This window comes from Salinibaculum salinum, assembly GCF_037645885.1.
Taxonomy (GTDB): domain Archaea; phylum Halobacteriota; class Halobacteria; order Halobacteriales; family Haloarculaceae; genus Salinibaculum; species Salinibaculum salinum.
The window spans coordinates 1-26116 of sequence record NZ_JBBENW010000028.1; the positions used below are offsets into that span (position 1 = coordinate 1).

Below are 26116 nucleotides of genomic sequence, written 5' to 3' on the forward strand. Positions count from 1 at the left end.
AAAGAAGCCGTGTACAACCTTCTCTCGTGGGTTCGAGACAACGATGATCGTGGCGTCGATGACCTTATGCAAGAGATCGACCATCTTTTCGTTCACTCAACAGCCGACACTAACGTTCAAAGCTGAGTTAAGTTGGTGAAACTGACGCAACCGGCAACTGCGCTGGTGGTCGTGGTTGAATGCTCTCAGTTTGTCTAGACTTCGATCTTGCACGCCTGCTAGTAATCTACTGGAATACGGTCAGGACCTGCGTGTCCGATTCAGAGTAAACCTATCAAAGAAACCGTTCATCGGCTTGCTTTGATTGGATTGTTGACTTCGATGCGTTGAGCCAGCCTGTGTCTGCATCATTCGGAACATCGAAGTCAGGAACGAACGGTTTGATATCCAGCAACGGCGTCTGATCAACGACATCAATTCCCTTCACAGTCACTTCGTGATCTGTGACGGACTCAATTTCGACAACAGAGAGTCCAATCTGATTCGGACGCTGTGGTGCCCGCGTGGCAAAGACTCCTCTTTTTTCGTCATCAAGAAACGGTTCAACCTGCAAGGAAGCGGTGTCAGCAGATGCGTGAAAGTGATACAGCAAGATACAGTGAGTAAACCCGTCCAGGTCCTGCAAACCATCCGCGTATGACTCGTCAACCTCGACAGTCCCCACTGCGTCATCCGCTCCAGTCGGTTGGATCGGCATTCCTTCCGGCGATTCGAAAGGCGTCCGGATCACACCAATCGACTCGTACTGGAACTGCTCATCAGGCATGTCTATACTTCGGTCTTCGATTGAGAAATCAGTGTCGTGACCAATACGCGCCCTGCATTCAGCAGCATCGAATTCTTCTCTCTCGTTGCTGTCACAAACAGAGTTCTGAATGTAGAGGATGACGGCACCGTAGAAAGGTACAGTGATGAGTTATTTGAGTTTTCTATGTAGCTTCTATTGAGGTATTCAATATAATCCTCGTAAGTTATTTAGGTCAGAGTTTCGAAAAGTCAATAACTTGGGCAATAACGTGTTTAGAGAAAATACTGAACATGAGCAAGAGATGCTGTTTTCGCCTTTGAAAGATCTTTCAGGCCGGGTAAGGAAGAAACTACAGAACCACTGGTCTACTCACTTCTACGAACATGTTTTCACCCAAATTGATGAAACGAAGTTCGGACGGCTATACGACGGAGTGGTCTGCGCAAAGTATGGATACTCACAGAACATATAGAGTGTATGATGAGAACTCGCCGGTTCGACCTGACGGAGCACCTCTCGGAGGACGCACTCGATAGAGCGATTAACGAAGCCCAGAAGGCGGACGAGGGTCGGCTCGTCCGCCGTCTGTGTTTCGTGAAGAACCTCTACGCGGGAGATGTACTAGAAGAAGCCGCCAGACGCGTCGGGGTTTCACAAGCCAACAGCAGTCGCTGGGCACACGCATGGAATGATGCCGGTGTCGATGGATTGCGACCGAGTTTCGGGGGCGGTCGGCCCCCGAAACTCTCAGGCAAGCAGTTCGCCGAGTTGTGTGATATCCTTGAAGAAGGCAAACCGTGGACGCCACGGGAGATTCACACGCTCATCAAAGACCGCTATGGGGTCACCTACGACCCCGCTCACTTGAGCCGTAAGTTGCGCGAAAGCGGAATGCATTACGCCAAACCACGGCCGATGGATCCGCGGCGTCCCGATGATGCAGACGAGATTCTCGCCGAGCGCCTGGCCGAGGCGCTCGGCGAGGAGAGTTCTGAAAAGACAGAGGAGGAAGAGCCGATCGTATTCGGCTTCTTTCGATGAGGCGTGGCTGCAGCCGTTTGATAACTCTCAGCGGATGTGGTCGTACGATCGAACGGTAACAATCGAGAAACCGCTGGTGACAGCTCCATGGCGCTCGTTTGGCTTCTATGCGCTGACGGGGAAGAGCACGATTTCGTTTGGCAAGCGAATTAACAAGGAAACGGTCTGTGATGCGTTAGAGGTGATCCGCGAGCAGAATCCGGTGGGGCGGATTCTGCTCGTGGCGGACAACTATGGCTCCCATCACGCGAAACTCACCCAACAACGGGCCGACGAACTCGGCATCGAGTTCGTCTTCATCCCACCGTATTCGCCGACATTAAACGCGATTGAACCGCTCTGGAAGAGCCTCAAACGAGATATCTCACCAGAGATCTACGAGAACGAAGATCACTTCAGAGAGTTCCTCACCGAGACATTTCTTCAGTTGAGTCACCGCGTGAGCTTTGCCGCAGACTGGATAGAGACATTCCTCCCCAACATCCAAAGGTTGCGCTGATCACTCCGTGCGCGGGCGACAGAAGTTAGTTGAAAACCGGACTGAGTACGCGAACAAGATCCACGGCTTGCTTGCTGACCACGGCATCACTCGGAAGGTTAAGCCGTTGAGTGTGTCGGGGCGAGAGTCCCTGCGGGACCTCTCGCTCCCGACGCCATGGGATACGTTGTTAGCGTCGTACATAGAGATGATCGAGACGCTGACCGAAGAGATCCATCGGCTTGACGACGCCATCGAAGAGCGTGCTGGGTCTCTTCCCGAGACCCAGCGGCTGATGACAATCCCTGGCGTGAGCTACTATTCAGCGCTGATGATATATGCAGAGATCGGCGAGATAGAGCGGTTCGATCGGGACAAAGAAGTGGTGAGTTACGCTGGACTGAACCCGGTGATCCGCGAGTCAGGCGACTCGCGGATCGAGGGTGGCATCTCGAAACGTGGCTCACGTCAATTACGCTGGATTCTCGTTCAGTGTGCACAGACAGCAGTCCATTCCTGCGAAGATGAGTACCTAACGCGGTTCTACGACCGGTTAGCAGGAAAGAAAGGGTCACAGAAGGCAATTGTCGCAACAGCTCGCAAACTGCTGGTTTCTATCTACCACATGCTCAACCGAGAGGAGGTGTATGATCCGCCAGGTGTGAGTGCCTGAGCGCCGCCGAATCGGCGGCGCTCTGTGGCCGGGTCGCAGACCGCACCAGCAACAGCTCCCGCACACGATATCTCCCGCCTGCCTACATCCGAGAACAGTACCAGCGTTTCGTCTGGTGGTTCGTGCAACTCAACGGAGAGATCTCTCGGTGGACCAAAATATTATATCGTCAACGGTGGTTTGTTCAGGTAGCAGAATTTCCATAGGTGAGCGATTGGATGTACTGTTCTGAAAGCATCGAGAATATTCTGCTCACAGATCAGCCTCCTGTGTGCCGCCGATGTTCAATCCAAACGTCTTCGAGATACCCAACAGCGCCTCCCAGCGCTGTGCGTTGCAGGCACCAGTCAATCCCTCATCCCAGTAGTGCCCACGCTGCTGGGGAACAATCCACGGGTTCGTGACTGCTTCAGGATAGACCGACCAGCCGTTTCCAACCACGGCTTGAACCGGTCGCTGAGGTCTTCGAGGTCGTTAACCGCTAGCCACCGCCTGAATACCTCTTGTTTCGAGTGCTGTGGCAGGTAGTAGATACCCTTCGTGTGCAGCGTCACATTCGGCGAGAATTTGTGAATCCGGTCGCGAAGCTCGCTCCACGTCTGAAACCGATCTGTTGGCATCGGTCCCTCTTCCTCCAACGTCCGAATTGGAACTGGTTTTTTCCCCACAGGTATCGGTTAAGTACGTCATTCGCGTATTAAAATGCTAATCACTCTCATTTTGAGCAAACAGACATTGTTGAAACCCTCTAACGGTGATGGGTTTCAGCAGTCGTGCGCATTTTCAGTGAGCGGGAACGAGCAAGCAGCATTTGCGTGTGGCTGTCAAACTCTCCACGAGAGATGCTCGATTACTATGACAAGATTCTCCTAGCGATCGCCGCGGTGATGATCGCTGGTGCAGCAGTGGGTCTTCATCCTCTGATAGGGGTTCATCAGGGGCTCGCCGGTGGGAGTCTGGTAGCGACGCTCTTCTTGTATGAAATACTCTTCCGGAACCCCCCGACTGAACCGACCACGTCTACGACTGCGGCCTCAGTCGTTGTTGGAATTAGTTGGCTACTAACTCTCATGCTGTCGCTGTAAACGTCCCCCCGTATCTGGAGACAGTCAGTCACTGAGTCAGCGATAGACACATCCTCTTTATTTGGCACGCGATTCTCGACGTTCATTGTGCGATGACGCTGCCGCACGACACCCAGATTGCGTGGCAACTGCTAACGCGGAATCTTCACCAACTGGAGATGGTCGTCGCAAACAAAGGCTTCGATTGGGACGAGCTCTGCCACAAACTACGGGACGAAGGCATTAGACCGGTCATCCAACCTCGTGAGTTCTACACGCTCGACGCAGCGCACAACGCACGGATCGACGATGAAACGTATCACCGCCGCTCGATAGTTGAGACGATTTTCTTCTCACTTCCAAACGGTTCGGCGTCACAACCCGGGCTAGAACGTGGCTTGGACAGTTTCGAGAGGTCGTCCTAAAGGCAGCAGTCCGAAACCTCGAACTATCCGTGCGGCTCTGAACCAGCTGATCGTGCACCTCTAAACAAGGCCCAGGGCGCGTATTCATCACTCTCTCAATTTCTTACGTCGTAGAAAATGGTATATTATGACAGACTACGTGGTTTTTCGAGTGGGGCTGTGTGTTACATCCAATATGAAATTGCCACTGCAGCGAGGATTCCCAGGTTAACAACGACACCCGCGTAGGCGACGGTATAATCGAGACCGGTGAGAATCAGCGAAACTATCGCAACCGCAATCACCAACAGTCGCCACGGGTCCCAGTCCGTCAGCAACGCCACCGCAGATACGATGAATCCAACAGCGGCCACCGACCAGAGAATCCCAAACACCCGCATACCAGCATCTCCAAGATCAACTGCGCCACCGAGAAGCGTCGTCTTGTAGGGGAAGTCAGCCACTTCGGCGAGACCGAGATAGACGGCTGTTCCGAGAAAATGGACGATTCCGTGTATGCCAAGAACGAGCGCTCCCAAGTATGTTGGAAGACTGGTCATACGTATACCTATACAAGCCGTTGGAATCGTATTTTTGGTGTATGATCCAGCACTACATCGAGCGCCAGGGTTTATCGACATATCCGTTGAACGCGCCTCTGGTACACTACAAAAAAGACCGCGACAGTACAGTCAGAAGGTAAGCATGGCCCGAACACCACTTCCCCGTCCGTACCGCGCTGCATCGATTGCAACACTCGTCCTGACGACAGTTGCGACCATTGTCGGGTTGTTCGTCCCGGGCTTTTACCGCGACGACCCGGTCTTGCTTCCGCAGGTCTACGGGCAGGATCTGCTGACACTGGTGGTGGGTGTCCCCGCCCTCGCCGTCTCCCTGTACTACGCGAATCGTGGATCATTACGGGGGTACGTCGTCTGGTTGGGAGTCACAGGCTACCTGCTGTATACCTACGCTTCCTACGCCTTTATGACGGCGTTCAACGAGTTGTACCTCGTCTACACGACGTTGCTCTGGCTGACGCTGTTCACGTTCGTCGGCGGGATGGTTCGCCTTGACGCTGCGGCACTGAAAAGCGAACTCGGAGAGATGTCTGTTCGTCCCTATGTGGTCTTCCAGCTATTGCTGGCCGTTCTGGTCTCGCTGCTGTGGCTCTCGGAAATCCTGCCAGCGACCCTCACGGGGACGACGCCGGCGAGTATTACCGATCCAGGCCTCCCGACATCGGTCATCTACTCGCTTGATTTGGGCGTTATTATCCCTGCATTCGCGTTGACGGCCTATTGGCTCTGGAATCATCGACCGTGGGGATACGCGTTCACCGCTGTCCTGCTCGTAAAAATCGCCACACTTGGCGGCGCCGTCTTGACTATGGTGGTCTACATGATTCGCGACGGCCAGTCCGTCCCCCTGCCACAGATCGGTATTTTCGGGACACTGACGGCTATCAGTCTGGGACTAATGGGGCGGTTCCTCTTGTCGCTCAGTCCTGACTCCGAACCGAGCCAGTGAGAATCGGGCACTGAGACTTGGGTCGAAGCTTAGCGCCCTGCCAGCCCTACGTTTGTTCGACGAGAAACGTCTCCAGAGGCCAGCGATGGGTATGGTCTTGATCCTCCTCTGGGTATCCCAGGCAGAACCGGTGTTGTGCCAACTCGCCGTCTCTATACAGCAACGGGCAATCTCCCAGAATGGTGGTTGTTCGATTATTTGTTATAGACTCAACAGCGTGCGTCGGCAGTCGCAGTTCCGGAGATTCGGATATACTTCTGGGCAGTTGCGAGGTCACTCCATCCTATCAGTGCTTGTAGCGGTACCGGGACTACTCCCTTGTAGGCATGCTGGCTGTCCGCGGTTGCCCGCAGACAGTGTGGATGAATTCTTCCAGTGAGATTCGCTTGGTCGGCGGCTTCTTCGACGCGTCGGTTGATAGTTGACCGCGACCGTGGGAAGCCACTGTAGCGGTTTGCGAACCGCTCGATACAGAGTTCGATTCGTAGTGAGAGATCGAAGGGAATCGGCCGAGCTGACGCGACGGTCTTTGGATGCCAGCGTGAAGCGATAGCATCGGTTTCAGTCAGTTGGTCATTGTGGGTGACTTCCTGACCGGCCTGTCGCCGGCAGTAACCACAGTCACACGGCTCGTTCTGTGGAATCCGAATGAGGTTGCGGTTCCAGTCTAACCATGAGGAATTGAAGTGTGCGATTTCCCCGGCATAGAGGCCAAGCCGACCACCGAGCAGACAGATGAACCGTGCCTCGAAGCCACGTGGTGCTGGCAAATCCCCGCACGCCTCTAACAGCAGTTCGAACTCTCGGTCGTTGAGTACGTCTCGTGGGAATGGCAGGTGGTCAGTGCTTGTCGGTTTCGGTTGGCCCATTCGTTCTTCGACGTTCCTTGGTGAGCCATCCTTTACAGGAGTGTGGTGACCGGGAATGAGTATTCTCCCAGACCAACGACAACTAACAGCCCCTCTGCTGCATGGACAGCGCATAATCATCACTGACCGGTCAACAAGAAGCGGGGATGCAGATTGGTCGATACAGGTGTTTCAATTACCACCCTCATTCTCAAGATCATCGATATCAAAACCCCACAGCACAGATATGCATGTCAGAAAAATATATGTGTGCCTGCGGCAAAGTATATTGTATGACTGGCGACCCATCTCCCGACGGCCCCGACGAGTTTCCCTCTGAAGAGGAAATCCCAGACGAACCGGTGACCGTGGATGATATTGATCCATTCAGTGTTGATGACGACGACTTTGAGGACATCGATGACTTCGCCGCCGCAGAGTGGAAACACCAGAGCACTGCGGACGAACGAATTCGCACGGTGATCAACACAACGACGACTCCGAAATCGGCGTCCGACATCTCAGACACAGCTCTCGTCTCAGAAACAAAAGCCAGAACGACACTCAACAAGCTTGCTGAAGAAGGCATCGTTAGAAGTCATCAGATCGACTCTGGAAAGCTATACAGTCGAGATCCAGAGTGGCATCTTCTCAAACAAATCAGGAAGCTCGCCAGCAGCGAAACGCTTGTCAATCAAATCCAGCGAATAAAACAGGAACTCACAGAGTACAAATCCAAATATGACGTGAATGGCCCAGAGGAACTTCTGATTTCAGACAAGGAACTTGACCAGAATGAACTCGACGACATCTCTCACTGGCGGACAGCAGAACGAGAATTAAGCCACCTCAGAGCAGCATACCGCCTCAAAGAAGCAAAAGAGCAGGCGTCAATCGTAGCTGAACCGGAAGATAGGCGCACGGGTAATCAAACAACGACCCCCAGTAACGATCAGACCCCACTCCAATAATGGGGATGGGGAACGGCTCTCCAATCGATTCAGCAGCGATTGATGAGAGCGTGAATCAGATGCACCAACAACTCGGGAGAGGAGTTGTCGAAGTGCGATTCCGATACAAGAAAGGGCAACCGTTCAAACCGCGTGACGGAAAAGACGTTAGAACAGCACGAGTCACTATTACCCCTGGAATCGACAAGCAGGCTGGGTATTTCGATATCCAGTGGTGGGAAAATGGAGACTACAAATACCACTATCGGGAAGAAGGACTAGAGTTTAGATTCGGACGCGAGGCAGCGAATAAGAACACCAAGCAACCAGTACGACACTTTCACCCACCTAATAATCTTGACGCACACAAGCAATCCTGTATCGGGGCTGAACAACCACCAAAACGCGTTACGATTGCTGTACTGAAGACGTGGTGGACAGCGGTCGAGAATAATGATGAGAGTTTGTTGAACGCGCAGAATGACTTGCCGTAGTCTCGAAAGTCTATGCCCTCTGTGGCAATCTATACATACGCACGCTTAGTGAACAGCGTGTTCAGCCAGCCCCACGCTGAAAATAACCACCTTGTGGAGGGTTCTATGACACCCTCATATTGGGTAATTCTCAGGGAATCACTCCAACACAGATATTATTGCCGGTACCGTGTATCCTTCTGACCGCCACACAGCAGTAGGGCTGTACCCACAAAGGGTTCAAATCAAACTCGGAACCGCCAAGCGGGGAACATCAGGAAGGTGAGGATACACCGCCCTCTTGCGGTTTCAGCTTTTCAGAGTAAGGGTATGGGCTCGGAGGGATTTGAACCCCCGATCGGCTGATATCTCCGGTTGCGCCTCGGAACTCCAGAGGGTCATCAACACGGCCGGTGATCAGCCGGGCCGCTCAGTATATCAGCTGGAGTGTCGTCCCAGGCGCGTAGCCTCTGGAGTCAGCCGCCTTCCCGGACTAGGCCACGAGCCCGCACTCACCCCTTTGTCGAATCGCCCTAAAGGAATTTCGATTACTCCCGGTCGGTGTCGTGCCAGTCACACTCCTGGCACTTCCAGCCAGTCACGAACTCCATCGCCGTCGGCATGTAGCCGACTTCGAGCACGTTTTCGCCGCACTCTGGACAGTCTCGGTCTGCATCGTCGATTGGCTCTGCGTCCATCACGTCTTCGCCTTCGATAAGTGCGGCCAGGCGCTTCGGGGTCACCATACGGCCCTGGACCACGCGATTGTCTGCCATAGCGTCTGTTGGGGCGTGCGCATCCCTAAAGCTTCGTTTCGGGACTCACAACCAGGGCAAGCGTTCGTCGTCGTAGTCGCTGCCGTCGCTGTCGACCCGCTCGTCGACAGGTTGGGTGTTGGGGTTGCCGCCGTTGGACAGTGCAGCGGTGATGTCGATATCGTCGGGTTCGTACTCCCAGTCGCGCTCGCGGGCGCGGCCGGGATCGAACGCGAAGATCGCAGTCACGACCAGCACCGCCAGCGCCAGTGGTGCGTTCGACGGAATGATGCCGTAAATCGAGAGCGGCAGGACACCGAGCGCGACGGCACTCCCGAAGCGAAAGCGGTCCAGGTCGACCGCGTTGCGAAGCCACGGACTCACCAGTGCGACGACGAGTGCAAAACCGACACCGACACCCGCCGCCGCAGCCGCACGGACCATCAGGTCGGGCCGCGCGTCGACGACGAGCGTCGCACCCGCGGGGTCGACACTGGCAACGAGGCCGAGTGCGACGATAACCGCTGGCCGGGGGAGATACTCGCCGATTCGCGCGCTGGCCGTCGATGCGGCGACTGCGAGGATGACGACGCCTGCAAAGCGCTCGAAGACAGCGAGATTGAGGAGGCCAGCGAGCGTCGGTGCGAGTGCGGCCTCGACGATCGCGAGCGTGATGACCACTGCGCCGACGCCGAGGACGATGCGCGCCTGTCTGCGTGGCGTGTCGTCCATCTCGGCGATGATGATGGCGACCATCGCGCTCCCGCCGAAGACCAGCAGACCGACTTCGAGGATGCCGGTCACGCTGTCGAGTGCACCTGCGAGGACGAGCGCGGGAAACAGTCCGTCGACTAGCGGCAGACACATGACGATGGCCAGCAGTTTCGTCGCATCCCCCACTTGTCGCTCCAGAGAGAGTGCAATCGGGTGTTCGGAGCTACTCATCGCTGCTCAGCGGTGGCCGTCTCCCGCGGCCAGTGGGTGGGAAGGTATCCGCCGTGGCTGCTGGTCTGCCACGGGGTCCGTCTCCGCCTCAAATGTGTGTTCCACCGAAAATGTATTCGCCGTGCTCACACTGGGGCACGACAATTTCGAGCCGCTGCGTCCGCTGGCGGAACTGGCGGAGTACATACACGCAAGTATTGGTTGTTCCGATAAAAGGATTGTGTGGTAACTGACATCACGCCAAACGTTCGGTGATGGAACTTCGATAGAACTGTATTGCTACCAGGATTCAGCCATCGAAGTACAGAGATGTCCATTAGTGGATGAGTTGAACGTGTCGGAACAGACTCAGGCAGATGTCTCGGGTCGTGACTGCGGCCCAATACAATCTCGCAACCCTTTTTATCAGTCCCCGATGACGCTTTACATGGCGAACGATTCAGAGCCCTTCTCAGAGAAACTCCGCGTACCAGAGGCGCTGACATTCGACGACGTGTTGCTGCGACCGAAAGAGAGTCACGTCGAACCCGACGAGGCCGAGACGACCTCACGTGTCTCGAAGAACGTCAAGGTGAACGTGCCAGTCCTCACGGCAGCGATGGATACTGTCACCGAGGGAGAGATGGCGATCGCGATGGCCCGTCAGGGTGGGCTGGGGGTCATTCACCGCAACATGACCGTCGAAGAGACTGCCGCGGAAATAGAGCGCGTCAAACGCGCCGACGAACTCATCATCCGTGATGTGGTCACTGCCTCACCGGACCAGACAGTCCGGGAAGTCGACAAGATGATGAGTCGACAGGGTGTCTCCGGTGCACCCGTCGTCGACGACAACGGCACAGTGCTGGGCATCATCTCCGGGACTGACATCCGTCCGTACCTCGAGGTCGGCGAATCCGACGCCGTCCGCGAGGCGATGACCGACGAAGTCGTCACCGCAACTGAGGATGTCTCCCCGCGCGAAGCGCTCGAACTCATGTACGAGCACAAAATCGAGCGCGTCCCCATCGTCGACGACGCCGACCGACTCGTCGGGCTGGTGACGATGGCTGGTATCCTCCAGCGCCGCGAGTACGACCAGGCGGCCCGCGACGAGGACGGCCACCTCCGTGCCGGCGTCGCTGTCGGACCGTTCGAGGTCGAACGTGCGCAGGTCGCCGACGAAGCCGGTGCTGACGTTATTTTCATCGATTGCGCACACGCGCACAACGCGAACGTCATCGAGAGTGCGCGGGAAATCAAAGCCGAAGTCGACGCCGACGTGGTCGTCGGCAACGTCGGAACCCGGGAAGCCGCCGAAGACGTCGTCGACTTCGCCGACGGTATCAAGGTCGGTATCGGTCCCGGCTCTATCTGTACGACTCGGGTCGTCAGCGGTGCCGGGATGCCCCAGATTACCGCCATTTCCCAGGTTGCTGACGTGGCTTCCCAGCACGACGTTCCCGTCATCGCCGACGGTGGCATTCGGTACTCCGGTGACGCGATCAAGGCCATCGCTGCCGGCGCGGACGCCGTGATGCTCGGTTCGTACTTCGCCGGGACTGACGAAGCACCCGGCCGCGTCATCACGATGAACGGCAAAAAGTACAAGCAGTACCGGGGGATGGGGTCAGTCGGTGCGATGAAATCCGGTGGCGGCGACCGCTATCTGAAAGACGACAATGAAGACGAGGAATACGTCCCGGAAGGTGTCGAAGCTGCCACACCATACAAAGGAACAGTCGAATCCGAACTTCACCAGCTTGTCGGAGGAATGCAATCCGGGATGGGCTACGTCGGCGCGGAGTCGATTCCGACGTTCAAAGAGCGCGCGGAGTTCGTTCGCGTCTCTGCCGCCGGCCAGCAGGAGAGTCACCCACACGACGTAGTCATCACCGACGAGGCACCCAACTACAGCCCGGAGAACTGACGCGAGCGGTGCCCGACCGCCGGTCCGAACTCGCTCAGTTCAGCCCTTTCCCTGCAGTCTGACAGCTCGGACTACAGTACCCGTTCTGTGCTGCTTCTTTTTCCATTCGCTGGTCGGTGACTACCCGGAGACATCCTGCTCAGACACAATATTCAGATGCGATGACCTGTAATGTCTCTCCGATGACCGAATACGAGTTGCGTCGGGTCGACGGCGACGCGACACTCACCGACGCTCACGCCGTCCGTCGAGCAGTCTTCATCGTCGAACAGGGGGTCGCTGAAGACATCGAGATGGACGACAAAGACGACGATTCGACCCACTTTGTCGCGTTCGACCCGACCCACGACAGGCCAGTCGGAACAACGCGACTCCGGGCTGTCGACGGTGAGACGGTCAAAATAGAGCGGGTTGCCGTCCTGCCTGACCACCGCAGCGAGGGACTGGGACTACGTCTGATGGAGCGTGCCGAAGATGAGGCACGCGCTCAGGGATACGCTCGTGTTCGCTTGCACGCACAGTCGGACGTGGAGGAGTTCTACGAACGCCTCGGCTACCGGACTGTCAGCGAAGAGTTCGAAGAAGCGGGTATCCCGCACGTCGAGATGACGAAGGACCTCTAGTCGTCGCGGGTTTTCAGCCACTCGTCGAGCAACGTCCGAATCGCTGCTTCGCGGTTGTCACGGTGATCGCTGAACGCCTTGGCGTCGATGGCTTCGAGAGTCTCCTCGTCGAATTCGAGTGTGACTTCCTCCATATCGCGTAGAACCTCTTCCATACCACCCCGAACGGCAGTGGGGTTCAAAAACCTCAGTCAGACATGCCGCCGTCTGGTGATTTGAATCGTCTCCCCACCGGTATCGCTTCGCTACCGCTGGAACTCGTCACAAATGCGGGCCGGAAGGGATTTGAACCACGGTCGGAGCAAGCTCCTCCCTGATTCAAATCCATTCGAGCGTTTTCACTGCTCACTGTCGTTCGCAGGAAAACGGGCCGGAAGGGATTTGAACCCTCGACCGACGGCTTAAGAGGCCGTCGCTCTGCCAGACTGAGCTACCGGCCCAGCAACAATCGCTAACTGTGGCCGGGTAAAATACGTTTCCTTTCGTCCCGTTCGAACCCGTCAACTGTGAGACGGAAGCCTCGGAATATTCAGTACTGCTGACGGCCCTGCGGTGGTGCACCGGACGGCGTGAGCAGATTCTCGTCTGCCCAGATCGTTCCGGCCGCAATGACTGCAGCACCAATTCCAGTGAGGATGATTGGAAGCAGGAAATCTCCAAAATTGATGCTCCCAGTTCCTAGTCCGAAGAGAATCCACGACAGCAGAAATGCAACTACAGAGCCTGCAAACGCGGTCACACCAGCAGTTGCAAAGACCAGGTTATCCTGTAGGTCGCCGAGTTCGTCGTTGATCTCCCTTCCAACGAAGAATGCGAGAACTGCTGTCGCGGCTATCGGGACACCGACGCTTGCGACGACGGCAAAACTGGCACCCAGTTGGGCTGCGAGCCCAGAGCCACCGCTGAAGGCGCTCCCGACGCCAAACAGCCCCAGCCCAATACCGAACCCGACAATCGCGTACAGTACGACGCCGAATTTAATCTGGTCGAGGGTGTCGGTCCGTGAAAAAATATCGGAAACGCTCGGTCCAGTCTGGTAATTCCCCTGTGGCGGCTGGCCCTGGGGCTGTGCACCATCCTGTCGTCCACCCTGCGGAACCTGTCCACCGGCTGGCTGTCCCTGGGGCTGTGCACCACCCCGTGGCTGCCCCCTTTGACCACCTGTGGCCTGCTCCTGCGGTACCTGCCCACCCGGTGGCTGCCCATCCTGTGGCTGTTCACCCTGACTGCCGTCACCCGAACTTTCGTTTGGAGTATCTGACATCACTGGATACTGTCGTACACCCCCTACAAAAATCTGTCCTGAAAGAATCGACGCAAATGTGTTCCTCAACTGTTAAAAAGAACGCTATTGTTCGAAACCTGTGTGTTATAAGGGTCTGGGAGCGGACCTGTAAGATACTCATGAGCGCGGGCACGGGCATCACGATGGCTTCGATGTCTACATATGCGATTCTCGGCTGTGGCAGCGTTGGCCACGCTGTCGCGGAGGAACTCGTGGACGAAGACAAGGACGTCCTCATTATCGACGCCGACGAAGGCCGTGTGGAAGCGCTTCGCGACCAGGACCTCGACGCTCGACAGGACGACATCGAAGACGAATCGGTTGCCGAAGCCGTCGCAGACCGAGACGTCATCCTCATTCTCTCTTCGGACGTCGAGGCAAATGCCACCGCTGTCGAACACATTCGCGGCCGAGGCGGCGACCAATTCATCATCGCGCGCGCCTCAGATCCCGTCTCTGCGGACAACCTCTCGACACTGGGCGCAGACGTGGTCATCAACCCCTCGGCGGTTATCGCCGACTCAGCGCTCCGTGCACTGGAGACCGGTGAACTGGAGTACAAAGCCCGCCAGCTCGCAGAGGTCATCGACGGCACTGAACAGCGACTCGCGATTCGCGTCCACCGGAGTCCGGACCCCGATTCGATCGCCAGCGCCGCCGCGCTCCGGGCAATCGCCGAGAGTCGTGACGTCGAGGCCGATATCATCTACGAGGGCGAGATCGGTCACCAGGAAAACCGGGCGTTCGTCAATCTTCTCGGCATCGAACTGGTCTCTGCGGCCGATACTGAATCCGAAGAGTACGACACCATCGCGCTCGTCGACCACGCCAAATCGGGCGAACCGGAAGCCGAGACGGAAGCGGACATCATCATCGACCACTACGAGCACGAACACGAACACGACGCCGAGTTCACTGATATCCGTCCGAACGTCTCATCCACATCGACGATTCTCACCAAGTACATCCAGGAACTCAATCTCACTCTCGAAAAGGAGGTCGCCACCGCGCTGCTCTACGGTATCCGCGCGGAAACACTGGATTTCAAACGCGACACGACTCCGGCCGACCTGACGGCTGCGGCCTATCTCTATCCCTTCGCCGACCACGACACGCTCGAACAGGTGGAGTCGCCGTCGATGTCCCCCGAAACGCTGGACGTACTCGCCGAAGCGATTCGGAATCGCGAGGTTCAGGGCTCGCATCTGGTCTCGAACGCCGGCTTCATCCGCGACCGCGACGCGCTCACGCAGGCCGCACAGCACCTCCTCAATCTGGAAGGTATCACGACGACCGCCGTCTTCGCCATCGCCGAGGACACTATCTACCTCGCCGCCCGGTCGAAGGATATCCGAATGGATATCGGGCGCGTGCTGGAGGAAGCGTTCGAGGATAGCGGCGAGACGGCGGGCCACTCGACGGACGCAAGCGTCGAGATTCCGCTCGGTATCTTCACCGGCATCGAAGTCAGCGAGGACAACCGAGAGACGCTGTTGAACCTGACCGAAGAAGCAGTCAAGACGAAGTTATTCGATGCGATGGGCGTCGAGAGCAGCGACGGCGGAAACGGAAACTAGGCTGCGACCTCGTCTTCGGCGTCTTCGCCTTCTTTCTGGCGCTGGATTCGTTCCACGATGTCGTTGACGATGATGACGTCGCCGACCGCTTGCACCCACCGATAGGGGACGATGACACCGCGGGCCGAGTTCGCTTCTGCGCCGAACAGTTCGCTGTTCAGTTCGTGGAGTGCAAGCCCCGTGACGTTCTCCGAGTCGAGGTCCAGGCGCAGGTCCTCGACCTCTCCGATGAAGACGCCGTTGTTCGTGTACACCTCGCGACCGACGAGTGACGTAATCTCCTGTGGTGCGGAGTCTCTGTCCATACGCATCGGTCGCGGGGCGCCCTCTTAATTTTGGCGGGCTGTCAGACGGAGAATCCAATCCGACACAACACTCATTCGATCGCTGGCAAACACTGTGGTATGACCGGGACAATCGTTCACATGGCGTTCGCGGGGATGATTGCGGCCGCGTTTCTCGGCGAAGCGTACGACCGCAAAGCGCTGGCTGTTGTGTTCGTGGTGACGATACTCCCCGACCTCGATTCGTTTATCGCGCTCGTCTCGACGGCCGGCCACCGGACAGTGTTGCACAATTTCGTCATTCCAGCGGTCGCCGGGGCGCTTTTGTGGGCCGACCTCCGTCGCGACGAGTCGTGGCTCCGCGCGCGGTGGGGACCCCGCGGCGTTCGCATCGCGTGGGTGAGCGTCGTTTGCTACGCGGTCGCTGGGGTTGGTCTGGACATGGTCAGCGGCGTCGTCAATCCGCTCTACCCCATTCACGACCAGTTCTACACGGTAGAGGGGAAACTCGTCGTCTCGGACCAGCGCGGCATCGTCCAGACGTTCGTCGAGACTGGTGGAGAGTCCGGTTCTGTGCCCGCTCCCGAGCCACAGGGCACCTCACAGGAAGTGAACCTCTCAACCGGCGTCGACCCCGACCCGTCCGGGCAGGAAACCGACCCCGAGCGAATCTTCCCAATCGTCCGCGCGGGGTGGCAACTGGTCGTCTTGCTCGCCGGCACGGCAGTCACGCTCGCACGCTTTCGCGTGTCTCACGCGCTGTCAGAGGAGTAGCGACGTGCGATTGTCGCGGGGTCCGTTTCCGTATCGACTGTCTCCGGCGAGTCGACGACAGTCCTCGCCGTCGCAGTGTCTTTCAGCCCGCTTCCGGTCATCACCGCGACGACGTCTTCGCCTCGGTCGATGATTCCGCGTTCTCGGGCGCGGTCGATGCCCGCGAGTGCGGCCGCACACGCTGGTTCGACGAACACTCCCTCTTGTGACCCGAGTGCTCCTGTCGCATCACGTATAGCAGTCTCCGAGACGGCGACGGCCGTCCCACCGCTTTCCTCGATTGCCGCCAGCGCGTCGTCCTGTCGCTGTGGCGTCCCCACGTCGATGCTGTCGGCACACGTCTCGCCGTCGCCGCTCGCCGTTCCGTGGACGGCGTCGTGAATCGGGGCTGTTCCGTCGGCCTGCACGCCGAGCATTCGCGGCGTCCCGTCGACGAGTGTGAGGTCTGCGAACGTCTGAAGGCCGCGCCAGGCGCTGGCCAGCGTCCCGCCGTTGCCCATCGGGACGACCACCCAGTCCGGGACCGTGTCGGTCTGTTCGGCCAGTTCGTACCCGAGCGTCCGCGCACCGGCGTCGGTGTACGGCGTCGCGCCGGCTGACCGATCGAGCCAGTCGCTCGCCGCGGTGACGCGCTCACAGAGGTCGTGGGCGTCGTCGTAGGTTCCCTCGACGGCGAGTACGTCCGCGCCGTAGACGAGCGGCTGGACGGCCTTCGCGTCTGGTGCGCGCTCGGGAACGAACAGACAGCAGTCGAGACCGCTTCGGGCCGCATATGCGGCCATCGACGCGGCCGCATTCCCAGTCGAGGCGCAGGCGACAACGTCGCTCTCGAGTTCGACGGCGTGGGCAGCGACGACAGTGCTGCCCCGGTCTTTCGTCGACCCGGTCGGATTTGCCCCCTCCAGTTTGAGCTGCAGGGAAATCCCGAGCTCTGCGCCCAGCGACGGGGCATCGACGAGGTCTGTTCCGCCTTCGCCGAGGGTCACGGCGTCGAGCGTCTCGACTGGGAGCAGCGGTGCGTAGCGGCGGCTGTCGTCGAACTGGCGGTACTCGTCGAGTTGGTCACGGACGGCGTCGGCGTCGTGGCGGAGGTGCACAGCAGCGTCGGGACCGGCACAGTCGTGGCGAGACGAAGACAGAATCTCGTCTCCGCAGCGAGAACAGACGAAAGCGGTTGCCCGGTCCATGGCTATGGCGTCGTTAGGGGTAGCCACCGCTGGCGCGAGTATATGTCTTCCGGGAGGCGGTCGATTCCACGCCATTCTTGTGGTCGGTCCCCATCCCTCCGGGTATGTCGCTCCAGGTGCGCCGCCGATTGGGTGCTGCCGACGTGATGACGCTCCTCAACGCGACGCTGGGCGTCGTCGCGATGGTCGTCGCCGTTACCGTCGGACCGACGGCCGCTGCCCGCCTCGTCTTGCTCGCGGCCATCACCGACGCCCTCGACGGTATCATCGCCCGCTCGCAGGGGGGGTCCGAGGTCGGTCCACTGCTGGACTCGATTGCTGATGTGGTGTCGTTTGGGACTGCCCCGGCACTGTTTCTCTACGTCGCGACCCGCGATGCGGTCTCGACTGCGCTTCCGGCGGGCATCCCGCTCGCCGGGACTGTCGAAATCCTCGCCGTCTCGGCCGTGCCCGCGGTCTTCGTCGTCTTCTCGCTCGTCCGAACAGCACTGTACACTGTTCACGTCGGCGAGGAAGAGAATCGGCCGGGTATCCAGAACACACTGGGCGCGTCGATTCTCGCGGCCGGCTATCTGGCTGGCGTGACGATGCCGGCGGTCCTGCTCGCGGCCGGCGTCTTGCTGTCGCTTATGATGGTCGCGCCCATTCCCTACCCCAAACTCCGGGCTCGCGACGCCGGGCTGATGGGACTGGTACAGGCCGGCGCGATTCTGGCCCCCGCTGTCGCACAGCGAATCTTTCCCCGACTGCTGTTGCTCGCGGCGCTCGCCTATATGACGCTGGCACCCTGGTACTACTGGGCCGAATAAACCGTCGCAGTCCCTCGGTTCTCGCTTTGTTATCCGGAAACAGGCATAAATGGATGCAGGCCCTATCTTTGGCCGATGGCCACCCCGGCAGCGCCAGGCGACGTTCCGGACCCGGACTCGTTCGCTGACACCTTCAGCGTCTACGAAGTGGAGGTGACAGACGAGAACGTCCGTTACTACGGCGAGCCGCTGGACCAGAAAGAGGAAGTCATTCGTCGTCTCGCACCGCGCTTCCGACAACAGGGGTATCGCGTCACGATACGCCGGGACACCGGCGAGTTCGTCCTCGTCGCGACAGAGCGGTCGCTCACTGTCGACGGAATTCCGTGGACGAACGTCGTCCTCTTCTGTGCGACGGTGGTGACGACCCTGTTTGCGGGCGCACGATGGTACGGCTTCTCGGCGCTGACGGACCCGATACAACTCCTCTCTGCGTGGCCCTTTGCCGTCTCGGTTCTGGGCGTCCTCGCGGTCCACGAACTGGGACACTACGCCCTGAGCCGTTACCACAGCGTCGAAGCATCGCTGCCCTACTTTATCCCGCTCCCGAACGTGCTGGGGACGCTGGGAGCGGTCATTCGGATGCGCGACAACATCCCCAGTCGGAAAGCGCTGTTCGACATCGGCGTGGCCGGACCGCTGGCTGGCATCGCTGCGACGGTCGTCGTCACTGCGATTGGCGTCTCGCTGCCCCCGGTAACCGTCGGTCCGGATTCGCTCATCGCTGAAGTCGAACTCGGCTTTCCGCTGCTCGTTCAGGGGATCGCGGCCGCCCTCGGCGAACCACTCCGGTACAGCGATCCGGGAGTTATCGTCAACCCGGTCGTCATCGGCGGCTGGGTCGGTGCGTTCATCACCTTCCTGAATCTGCTTCCAGTGGGTCAACTCGACGGAGCCCACGTCACGCGCGCTATCGTTGGCGAGCGTATCAGACTCGTACAGATGGTCGTCCCGCTGGTCCTCTTTGCACTCGCGGGCTACCTCGTCGTCTTCGCCGAGGGACGTGCCGCGCCGCTGTGGATTCTCTGGGGGATTCTCACCCTGGTGTTCAGTCGCGTCGGAAATGCAACGCCAGTCGATGAATCTTCAGTGGGTCGGAAACGCCAGGCTGTCGCCGTCCTGACGCTGCTGGTCGGTATCCTCTGTTTCACGCCCGTCCCGATCGTCTTCACCGGCTGAGCGAACCGCCGAAAGGCGGATTTCGGTCCGCGCCAAGACGGGGTATGGATCGCAAACAGGTCAAAGCCGCCTGGGAGACCGCCGCGACGGATTACGCCCGCGTCCGACCGGCAGACGGTGCGGACGCCGCACTCGTCCGCGACCTCGTCGACTCGCTCGACGGGACACCCACGGTTCTCGATATCGGCTGTGGCGACGGCATGCGGACACTGGCCAACATGACCGGTGCCACGGCCATCGGTCTCGACGTTGCTCGCACACAGGTCGAGATGGCCGCCGAAAACGTCCCCGCTGCCCACCTCCTCCAAGGCGACATGCTAGCGATACCGATTGCCGACGACAGCGTCGACGCGGTCACGGCCTACCACGCCGTCTTTCACGTCGGCCGCGACCAGCACCCGGCCGTGTATCGGGAGTTCGCCCGAGTGCTCCGTCCGGGCGGGCGCGTGCTGCTGACAGTCGGGTCCTCGGCGTACGAGCAGGTCCGCTCGGACTGGCTCGGCACCGGTCGCGAGATGTTCTTCAGCACGCCGGGCCAGCGCGAGACCGTCCGCCAACTCGAGGCAGCGGGGTTCGACATTCGCTGGCAACGACGAGTCGAGGACCCGCTCGGCAGTACTGTCCCCTTCGTGCTGGCCGAACTATCCGAGTGAGTTCGACCTCTGTCGAACGTTCTTCCCCAATCTTTATCCAGACGTCAACCAACTCGGTTAATATGGTTTACGAGACTGGCAACCGGACGGTCGACGATGCAGTAGCGCGCGTGCTCGGTGGCGAGCAACTGGACCGGACTGACGGCCTGGCACTGATCGCACAGCCGGTCGAGGACCTCGCACCGGCCGCAGACTACGTCCGCTCGCAGTTTGGCGACGACACTGTCGACGCCTGTTCGATCGTGAACGCGAAGGCGGGCGACTGTGCCGAAGACTGCGGGTTCTGTGCACAGTCGGTTCACTTCGACAGCGGCATCGAGACGTACGGCTTTCTGGACCCCGAGGAGATTCTCCAGGCCGCCAGACGCGCCGAACGGGACGGTGCCCAGCGGTTCGGTATCGTCGTCGCCGAGAAGGGCGTCTCCAAAGAGCAACGGCCCGACGAGTGGGACGAGGTCCTCCGGGCTATCCGGCTGGTTCGGGACGAAACCGACGTGGAAGTCGACGCCAGTCTCGGCATTCTCACCGAGGAGGAAGCAGCGATTCTGGCCGAAGAGGGGATCAACCACTACAATCACAACATCGAGACCTCTCCCGACTTCTTCCCGGAGATCGTCGACACGCACGCCTTCGAGGACCGCGTCGAGACGCTGGAAGTCGCGAAGAGCGCCGGGATGGATCTCTGTGCCGGCGTCATACTCGGGATGGGTGAATCCCCGACCGACCGCGTCGACGCCGCGATCGCGCTGCAGGACATCGGCGTCTCCTCGCTGCCGGTCAATATCCTCAATCCGGTCGCTGGAACGCCGCTGGGCGAGAAGTTCGGTGATTCACCACCCATCACGACCGAAGAGATCATCCAGACTATCGCCGTCTATCGGCTCCTCCACCCCGAATCTCGAGTCCGCCTCACCGGCGGCCGGGAGGTCAACCTCGACGCAGACGAGCAACACCTGCCGTTCGAGGCCGGTGCCGACGGCATCCTCACTGGCGACTATCTCACGACTTCGGGACAGTCCCCCGGCGACGACATCGAAGCGATGGAGAGAGCCGGGATGGAGCCGAACATGGACGCCAACGAGTTCGACAAGGACGCGGTCAAGAGTCGTGCAGATGCGGGCGAGCGGGCCGACGTCGAAACTGCTGCTGGGACGGCGACCAGCAACGCCGAACCTGGTGACGACTAACTCTCGATGCGTGGTTCGAGTGACTGGCTACTCTCCTCGGACAGCGGTTAACCTATTCTTTCAGCAACATAGGGGTACGGTGGGGCGGGGAGCCCCAGCGTGTGACACTACGGAGCCAAATGGCTCCACGACCACCTAATATCTTGGAGAAAATAAGTGTGTCTGACGAATGTCAGAATTAATATCTTTGTGTGAACTGCCGGGTAGTAGCTATTCTATGAGCGCCTGAACGTCGACGGCGTCGTCGAGCAATGTCTCCATGCGCTTGATGGCGGCTTCCGAGCGTGTCCGCCCGGAACGGAGCGCCTCCTCGACGCGGTCGATTGTCGTCCGGGTGTCAGACTGGACGAGCAAGAGCGGGACACCGCGGTCTTCGGCCTTCCCGATGACGGCACTGGACGGACGGTACCCGCCAGTGAGGACGAGACACTCGACGCCGGGGGCCTGGAGTGCGGTCGTCTGGATGTCGGAGCGGTCCCCTCCGGTGATGACCGCCGCGTTGTGCGTCCGGCGGAACTGTTCGAGCGCGGCGCTGCTTCCCATCGCACCGACAGAGAACCGCTCGACGAGTTCGGTCGTGGGTGCGTCGCTGGTCAGCAGTGTCGCACCGACACCGTCGGCGAGGTCGGCGACGCTGATGCCAGCGAGTTCCTCGTCCCGTTCGAGCGCACCCAGAGCGTGGACGCCTCGGCCGTCGAGGAACGGCATCGCGTCGTCGACGAGACCGTCGAACGTCCGGCGTTCGACGGCGTTGAACATGACGCCGGTGAGGCTGTCCCCGAGGTCGTCGGCCGCCGCGAGCACGTCGTCCAGCGACCCGCCGTCCTCGTACCGACTGACCAGAATCGACTCGGCGTCCAGCAGTTCGGCGATGTCGGCGTCGTCGAGGTCGACGATGCCGCCGGTCCAGAGGCGGCCGCCGCCCTCCACGATCATCACGTCTTTGTCCTCGGCGAGGGTTTCGAAGTTCTCCGTGACTCGCTCGCGGAGTGCCGCTGGGTCCTCGCGACCGCGGATGGCTTCCTGGACGAACGTCGGCGAGTAGACGATCGGTTCCAGTTCGTGCATCGCGGCGTCGATGTCGAGCATCTCGCGGGCGAGCATCGGGTCTTCGTCGCGTGTCTTTCCGACTGCACTCTCCAGTCGCGTCCCTTTGGGCTTCATATAGCCCACGTCGTGGCCCGCTTTCTGGGCGAGGCGCGCGAGCGCGACGCTGATAGCTGTCTTGCCTGTGCTCGGTTCGGTCGAGGTAACGAGTATCGTTTTCATAGCTCCTCCGTGTCCAGGGTGAGTCGCAGGTCCACCGCCGAGACGCCGTCTGCCGTCGCGACGACGGGGTTGATGTCCAGTTCCGTGATCGCCGGGAAGTCGGTCACGAGCTGTGAGATGCGCTGAATCGTCTCGACGAGGCCGGCTTCGTCGACCGGGGCTCGTCCGCGCGCTCCTCGCAACAGCGGTGCAGCGTCGATTTCGTCTATCATTCCCGCAGCCTCTGGTTCAGGCACCGGAGCGACCCGGAACGACGTATCCTCGAGAATCTCGACGAAGATGCCGCCGAGTCCGAACATCACCAGCGGACCGAACTGCGGGTCCCTGGTGACGCCGACGATCGTCTCGGTGGCCGAATCGAGGTCCAGCATCTCCTGGACCTGCACGCCCAGGATGGTCGCATCTGGCTGGTACTGGCGGGCGCGGGCGACCAGGTCTTCGTAGGTGTCCCAGACCTCCTCGGGCGAGATCCCGACTTCGACGCCGCCGATATCCGACTTGTGCAGGATATCAGGACTGACGATTTTCATCACCACGTCCTCGCCGATGGCTTCGGCGATTTCCTTGGCCTCGGCGGGGTCGTTGACCACATCGCCCTCGGGTGTCGGGATGCCGTAGGCGTCGAGCAGGTCCATCGCTTCGACACCCAGGCGTGTGCTGTTGCGTCGTGCAGCGCGTTCGAGGATAGACCGCGCACGCTCTTTGTCCACGTCGAACGTCGTGGCTTCGGCGACTTCGCGCTCGCGGCTCTCGCCGTATTCAGAGAGGATCTCCAGGCTCCGGACGGCGCGAGCCGGGTCGAAGTACGACGGGATGCCGGCATCCGACAGCGTCCCAGCGGCCGCCCGTGTCGAGGACCCGCCCATCAGCACGGCGGCGACCGGAACGTCGTGCGTCTCCTGTTTGGCCACTGTTGCGGCTGCCAACTCCTCGAAATCGAGTGTCGCGGTCGGACAGGCCAGCACGACTGCCATGCCGACACCCGGGTCGTCGAGGACGACATCGAGCGTCTCCTCGAATCGGTCTGCCGGTGCGTCACCGATGATGTCGACGGGGTTGTAGATGTTCGCCCCGTCGGGCAAGCGCTCACCGAGGGTATCGAGCGTTCCGTCGGTGAACTCCGCGAGCGAGAGCGACGAGTCGCCGACGGCGTCTGTCGTCATCACGCCGGGGCCGCCGGCGTTCGTCACGATTGCAATCTCGCCCGACTCCGGCGCTGGCTGGTCGGCCAGAATCGAGGCCGCGTCGAACAGTTCCTGTACGGAGTCGACGCGGATGACGCCAGCTTGCGCCAGTCCGGCCTCGTACGCGCGGTCACTGCCTGCGATGGCGCCCGTGTGCGAGGCGGCGGCCGACGCGCCGGCATCTGTCCGTCCGGATTTGACGACGACGATTGGGGTATCCTTCCCGACTTCGCGTGCGGTTTCCATGAACGCCCGCCCGTCATCGATGTCCTCCAGATAGCCCAGCACGACGTCAGTCTCGGGGTCGTCTCCCCACTCGCGGACGAAGTCGCTCTCGTCGAGGACGGCCTTGTTCCCCAGCGAGACGATATCTTTGAAGCCGATAGCGTGGTCGCTGGCCCAGTCGAGGACGGCCGTAATGAACGCGCCGGACTGACTCATGAACGAGATATTGCCGGGATTTGCGTTCTGCGGGGCGAACGTCGCGTTGAGTCCGACGCTGGTAGACATCACGCCGACGCAGTTCGGCCCGACGAGGTTGAGGTCGTGCTCCTCGGCGATGGCAACCATCTCGCGTTCCCGTGCTGCGCCGTTACTGCCGGCTTCCGAGAATCCGGCGGTAATGACGACGACGTTCTCGATACCGGACTCGCCCGCCTGGCGGACCACCTCGACTGCGACGTCGGGTGGGACGACGACGACGGCGACATCGATGTCGTCGAGTTCCGAGAGCGAGTCAGCACAGGGCAGTCCCAGCACTTCGCCGTCGTTCGGGTTGACGGCGAGAACCTCACCGTCGAAGTCCGCCTGGAGGTTCCGGGTGACGGCGTACCCAACTGACCCCTCGCGGTCCGTGGCTCCGACAACGGCAACGCGCTCGGGGGCAAAGAGCGTCGCTAACTTTCCCATCACACACACTTCGATGGACACACGCAAGAAGATACTGTCTCCGGCAACACACAGACCCGCCAGCACTTTTCAGGGAGTCGTCCCATACCAACAGGCATGACGTCCATACGCGACCCGCTGGCTGCCTTCGACGACGACACTCTCGAAACCGTCGCCGCAACCACCGGCGTCGACGAGCGCCGACTGCGCGATGTTGCACGCGCACACCAGGCCGGCGTCCGTGACCTCCCAGGTGTCGACGATATCGTCTACGAGTGGCGCAATCAGTTCCATCAGGACCCTCTACTTCACCGGACCGAGGCCGTCTATGTGCTCGCGCTCCGGGACCACGTCTGGACTGAATTCGGTGCGCAACTCGATGCCACTGACGCTGAACTCGATGCGCTTCGAACACTCCATGACGAGCAAGCTCGGTCGTTCGTGAGCGATAGCAGTCGTTTCGATACCGATGCGGCGGTCGTCCTGACTCGGCCGTGACCGATTACTCGACCGCAGTGTTACCGATAATACAACTTTAGATTTGGCGAAAAAGTACTAATTTTTCCCATCCAGAAAATATTTTTCTCGATAGCAGTCTTTATGTAGGATCAAAGAATAGTACTGCATGTAATGAGCACCCAGAAAACCGTCCAACAAGAGTTCGGTACAGTCGAGGAGAGCAAAGCGCTCCGCCTCGACGGAGAGAAGGCAGAACAGATCGTAGAGGCGCTAAACACGGACCTTGCAGACTCGTTCGTCCTCTACCATCAACTCCGAAAACACCACTGGAACGTCGAAGGTGCCGAGTTCCGCGACCTGCACATCTTCCTCGGTGAGGCCGCCGAAAACGTCGAGGCAGCGGCCGACGAGATTGCCGAGCGGGCACAGGCGATCGGCGGAACGCCCGTCGCGAGCATGAGCAACCTACAAGCGCACGCGACAATCGAAGCCGAAGACGAGGACGTGTACGACATCCGCACGTCGCTGACAAACGATATGGACCTCTACGGTGACGTCATCGAGAGCCTCCGTGACCACATCGAACTCGCCGGAAATCTCGGGGACCACGCCACCGCAGAGATTCTCCGAGAGATCCTCGTCCAGACGGAAGAAGACGCTCACCACATCGAACACTACCTCGAAGACGACACGCTCGTCTACGACGGTGCGATGAAGTAACGAAAGGACGGCCGAAGCTTATCGGAGAAGGTCGACGGTCGTGTCGGTCGCAATCCACCCATCTGAATTCCCCTCTTCTGTAAACACCGTCCGACGCGGCGAGCACTCGTGAACAGTCACGTCACAGTCGATCGGGCCCGGTATATCCGTCGAATTGACCGAGTCCCTGACCGTCCGGACATCGTCTGCATGGGACATTGAGTGAACTTAGGCACCCCTA

General features: G+C 59.6%; 29 protein-coding genes, 2 tRNA genes and 3 pseudogenes. 19 read left to right on the forward strand and 15 right to left on the reverse strand.

Going from position 1 to position 26116, the window contains the following annotated elements:
* Positions 1-126: pseudogene (locus WDJ60_RS17655) on the forward strand (IS701 family transposase); the annotation flags it as partial.
* Positions 127-274: 148 nt separating this feature from the next.
* Here WDJ60_RS17655 and tsaA read toward each other — a convergent pair.
* On the reverse strand, positions 275-766 hold the full coding sequence (gene tsaA, locus WDJ60_RS17660) for a tRNA (N6-threonylcarbamoyladenosine(37)-N6)-methyltransferase TrmO (RefSeq protein ID WP_340102044.1): 492 nt from the start codon (positions 764-766) through the stop codon (positions 275-277).
* A gap of 459 nt (positions 767-1225) precedes the next feature.
* On the opposite strand from tsaA, the gene WDJ60_RS17665 reads away from it, so the two are divergent.
* From WDJ60_RS17665 to WDJ60_RS17675, 3 genes and pseudogenes are all read left to right on the forward strand, one after another.
* A complete protein-coding gene (locus WDJ60_RS17665; protein ID WP_340102045.1) occupies positions 1226-1789 on the forward strand; it encodes an IS630 family transposase in 564 nt (187 codons plus the stop codon).
* Complete coding sequence (locus WDJ60_RS17670; RefSeq protein WP_340102047.1) at positions 1686-2288, forward strand: IS630 family transposase; 603 nt, start codon at positions 1686-1688, stop codon at positions 2286-2288. Before WDJ60_RS17665 ends, WDJ60_RS17670 begins: the two co-directional genes overlap by 104 nt.
* 7 nt (positions 2289-2295) lie before the next feature.
* Positions 2296-2940: pseudogene (locus tag WDJ60_RS17675) on the forward strand (IS110 family RNA-guided transposase); the annotation flags it as partial.
* A 252-nt stretch (positions 2941-3192) separates the two neighbouring features.
* On the opposite strand, the gene WDJ60_RS17680 reads toward WDJ60_RS17675, so the two are convergent.
* On the reverse strand, positions 3193-3381 hold the full coding sequence (locus WDJ60_RS17680; RefSeq protein WP_340102049.1) for a hypothetical protein: 189 nt from the start codon (positions 3379-3381) through the stop codon (positions 3193-3195).
* A 401-nt stretch (positions 3382-3782) separates the two neighbouring features.
* On the opposite strand from WDJ60_RS17680, the gene WDJ60_RS18935 reads away from it, so the two are divergent.
* Together WDJ60_RS18935 and WDJ60_RS17685 are read left to right on the forward strand one after the other, a co-directional pair.
* On the forward strand, positions 3783-4025 hold the full coding sequence (locus WDJ60_RS18935) for a DUF8015 family protein (protein ID WP_465269250.1): 243 nt from the start codon (positions 3783-3785) through the stop codon (positions 4023-4025).
* Positions 4026-4096: 71 nt separating this feature from the next.
* Positions 4097-4470, forward strand: a pseudogene (locus tag WDJ60_RS17685) (transposase); the annotation flags it as partial.
* A gap of 123 nt (positions 4471-4593) precedes the next feature.
* Here the strand turns inward: WDJ60_RS17685 and WDJ60_RS17690 are convergent.
* Positions 4594-4968: a hypothetical protein gene (locus WDJ60_RS17690; protein ID WP_340102050.1), complete on the reverse strand. Its 375-nt coding sequence runs from the start codon at positions 4966-4968 to the stop codon at positions 4594-4596.
* A gap of 145 nt (positions 4969-5113) precedes the next feature.
* Between WDJ60_RS17690 and WDJ60_RS17695 the strand changes: the two genes are divergently transcribed.
* Positions 5114-5938 (forward strand): hypothetical protein, encoded by an 825-nt coding sequence (locus WDJ60_RS17695; protein WP_340102051.1) that lies wholly within the window; start codon positions 5114-5116, stop codon positions 5936-5938.
* A 209-nt stretch (positions 5939-6147) separates the two neighbouring features.
* Here the strand turns inward: WDJ60_RS17695 and WDJ60_RS17700 are convergent, their stop codons facing one another.
* The gene (locus WDJ60_RS17700; RefSeq protein ID WP_340102052.1) at positions 6148-6807 is read right to left on the reverse strand and encodes a site-specific integrase; all 660 of its coding nucleotides are present in this window, start codon (positions 6805-6807) and stop codon (positions 6148-6150) included.
* A 272-nt stretch (positions 6808-7079) separates the two neighbouring features.
* Here WDJ60_RS17700 and WDJ60_RS17705 point away from each other — a divergent pair, with 272 nt between their 5' ends.
* Together WDJ60_RS17705 and WDJ60_RS18940 are read left to right on the forward strand one after the other, a co-directional pair.
* A complete protein-coding gene (locus WDJ60_RS17705) occupies positions 7080-7757 on the forward strand; it encodes a winged helix-turn-helix domain-containing protein (RefSeq protein WP_340102053.1) in 678 nt (225 codons plus the stop codon).
* Positions 7758-7816: 59 nt separating this feature from the next.
* Positions 7817-8230 (forward strand): toxin-antitoxin system TumE family protein, encoded by a 414-nt coding sequence (locus WDJ60_RS18940; protein WP_465269251.1) that lies wholly within the window; start codon positions 7817-7819, stop codon positions 8228-8230.
* Positions 8231-8540: 310 nt separating this feature from the next.
* On the opposite strand, the gene WDJ60_RS17710 is transcribed toward WDJ60_RS18940, so the two are convergent.
* The 3 genes from WDJ60_RS17710 to WDJ60_RS17720 all read right to left on the reverse strand — a co-directional run bounded on the left by WDJ60_RS17710 (position 8541) and on the right by WDJ60_RS17720 (position 9909).
* Positions 8541-8717 (reverse strand) — tRNA-Trp (locus WDJ60_RS17710).
* A gap of 40 nt (positions 8718-8757) precedes the next feature.
* A complete protein-coding gene (locus tag WDJ60_RS17715) occupies positions 8758-8985 on the reverse strand; it encodes a DUF5795 family protein (protein ID WP_340102054.1) in 228 nt (75 codons plus the stop codon).
* Positions 8986-9030: 45 nt separating this feature from the next.
* Positions 9031-9909: a DUF5794 domain-containing protein gene (locus WDJ60_RS17720; protein WP_340102055.1), complete on the reverse strand. Its 879-nt coding sequence runs from the start codon at positions 9907-9909 to the stop codon at positions 9031-9033.
* A gap of 427 nt (positions 9910-10336) precedes the next feature.
* Between WDJ60_RS17720 and guaB the strand changes: the two genes are divergently transcribed.
* Positions 10337-11818, forward strand: coding sequence for an IMP dehydrogenase (gene guaB, locus WDJ60_RS17725; RefSeq protein WP_340102057.1), 1482 nt, complete (start codon positions 10337-10339; stop codon positions 11816-11818).
* A 182-nt stretch (positions 11819-12000) separates the two neighbouring features.
* Complete coding sequence (locus WDJ60_RS17730; protein WP_340102058.1) at positions 12001-12441, forward strand: GNAT family N-acetyltransferase; 441 nt, start codon at positions 12001-12003, stop codon at positions 12439-12441.
* Here the strand turns inward: WDJ60_RS17730 and WDJ60_RS17735 are convergent.
* The 3 genes from WDJ60_RS17735 to WDJ60_RS17745 form a co-directional block, all read right to left on the reverse strand.
* Positions 12438-12596 (reverse strand): ribbon-helix-helix protein, CopG family, encoded by a 159-nt coding sequence (locus tag WDJ60_RS17735; protein ID WP_340102059.1) that lies wholly within the window; start codon positions 12594-12596, stop codon positions 12438-12440. The genes WDJ60_RS17730 and WDJ60_RS17735 overlap by 4 nt on opposite strands.
* Positions 12597-12807: 211 nt before the next feature.
* A tRNA-Lys gene (locus tag WDJ60_RS17740) sits at positions 12808-12881 on the reverse strand.
* 89 nt (positions 12882-12970) lie between these two features.
* Positions 12971-13705 carry a hypothetical protein gene (locus WDJ60_RS17745; RefSeq protein WP_340102060.1) on the reverse strand — a complete coding sequence of 245 codons (735 nt, stop codon included), beginning with the start codon at positions 13703-13705 and terminating at the stop codon, positions 12971-12973.
* A 140-nt stretch (positions 13706-13845) separates the two neighbouring features.
* On the opposite strand from WDJ60_RS17745, the gene WDJ60_RS17750 reads away from it, so the two are divergent.
* The gene (locus WDJ60_RS17750; protein ID WP_340102061.1) at positions 13846-15303 is read left to right on the forward strand and encodes a DHH family phosphoesterase; all 1458 of its coding nucleotides are present in this window, start codon (positions 13846-13848) and stop codon (positions 15301-15303) included.
* Here the strand turns inward: WDJ60_RS17750 and WDJ60_RS17755 are convergent.
* Positions 15300-15608: a PRC-barrel domain-containing protein gene (locus WDJ60_RS17755; RefSeq protein ID WP_340102062.1), complete on the reverse strand. Its 309-nt coding sequence runs from the start codon at positions 15606-15608 to the stop codon at positions 15300-15302. The genes WDJ60_RS17750 and WDJ60_RS17755 overlap by 4 nt on opposite strands.
* Before the next feature lie 99 nt (positions 15609-15707).
* Between WDJ60_RS17755 and WDJ60_RS17760 the strand changes: the two genes are divergently transcribed.
* A complete protein-coding gene (locus WDJ60_RS17760; RefSeq protein WP_340102063.1) occupies positions 15708-16361 on the forward strand; it encodes a metal-dependent hydrolase in 654 nt (217 codons plus the stop codon).
* Here the strand turns inward: WDJ60_RS17760 and thrC are convergent.
* Entirely contained in the window at positions 16340-17548 is a 1209-nt protein-coding gene (gene thrC / locus WDJ60_RS17765) for a threonine synthase (protein ID WP_340102064.1), read from the reverse strand. The two genes, WDJ60_RS17760 and thrC, sit on opposite strands and share 22 nt — an antisense overlap.
* A gap of 104 nt (positions 17549-17652) precedes the next feature.
* Here thrC and WDJ60_RS17770 point away from each other — a divergent pair, with 104 nt between their 5' ends.
* From WDJ60_RS17770 to bioB, 4 genes are all read left to right on the forward strand, one after another.
* Entirely contained in the window at positions 17653-18357 is a 705-nt protein-coding gene (locus WDJ60_RS17770) for a protein sorting system archaetidylserine synthase (protein ID WP_340102065.1), read from the forward strand.
* Positions 18358-18432: 75 nt separating this feature from the next.
* Complete coding sequence (locus tag WDJ60_RS17775) at positions 18433-19536, forward strand: site-2 protease family protein (protein ID WP_340102066.1); 1104 nt, start codon at positions 18433-18435, stop codon at positions 19534-19536.
* A 44-nt stretch (positions 19537-19580) separates the two neighbouring features.
* Positions 19581-20189 (forward strand): class I SAM-dependent methyltransferase, encoded by a 609-nt coding sequence (locus WDJ60_RS17780; RefSeq protein ID WP_340102067.1) that lies wholly within the window; start codon positions 19581-19583, stop codon positions 20187-20189.
* Between the two features lie 62 nt (positions 20190-20251).
* Positions 20252-21376, forward strand: a complete 1125-nt coding sequence (gene bioB, locus WDJ60_RS17785) for a biotin synthase BioB (protein ID WP_340102069.1) — start codon at positions 20252-20254, stop codon at positions 21374-21376.
* A gap of 210 nt (positions 21377-21586) precedes the next feature.
* Here the strand turns inward: bioB and WDJ60_RS17790 are convergent, their stop codons facing one another.
* On the reverse strand, positions 21587-22645 hold the full coding sequence (locus WDJ60_RS17790; RefSeq protein WP_340102070.1) for a phosphotransacetylase family protein: 1059 nt from the start codon (positions 22643-22645) through the stop codon (positions 21587-21589).
* Positions 22642-24738 (reverse strand): acetate--CoA ligase family protein, encoded by a 2097-nt coding sequence (locus tag WDJ60_RS17795; RefSeq protein WP_340102071.1) that lies wholly within the window; start codon positions 24736-24738, stop codon positions 22642-22644. The genes WDJ60_RS17790 and WDJ60_RS17795 overlap by 4 nt, the downstream gene beginning before the upstream one ends.
* A 96-nt stretch (positions 24739-24834) precedes the next feature.
* Between WDJ60_RS17795 and WDJ60_RS17800 the strand changes: the two genes are divergently transcribed.
* Positions 24835-25215: a DUF8048 family protein gene (locus tag WDJ60_RS17800; protein ID WP_340102072.1), complete on the forward strand. Its 381-nt coding sequence runs from the start codon at positions 24835-24837 to the stop codon at positions 25213-25215.
* A gap of 132 nt (positions 25216-25347) precedes the next feature.
* A complete protein-coding gene (gene dpsA / locus WDJ60_RS17805; protein WP_340102073.1) occupies positions 25348-25896 on the forward strand; it encodes a DNA starvation/stationary phase protection protein DpsA in 549 nt (182 codons plus the stop codon).
* An 18-nt stretch (positions 25897-25914) separates the two neighbouring features.
* Here the strand turns inward: dpsA and WDJ60_RS17810 are convergent, their stop codons facing one another.
* Positions 25915-26094: a hypothetical protein gene (locus WDJ60_RS17810; RefSeq protein ID WP_340102074.1), complete on the reverse strand. Its 180-nt coding sequence runs from the start codon at positions 26092-26094 to the stop codon at positions 25915-25917.
* Positions 26095-26116: the final 22 nt, after the last annotated feature.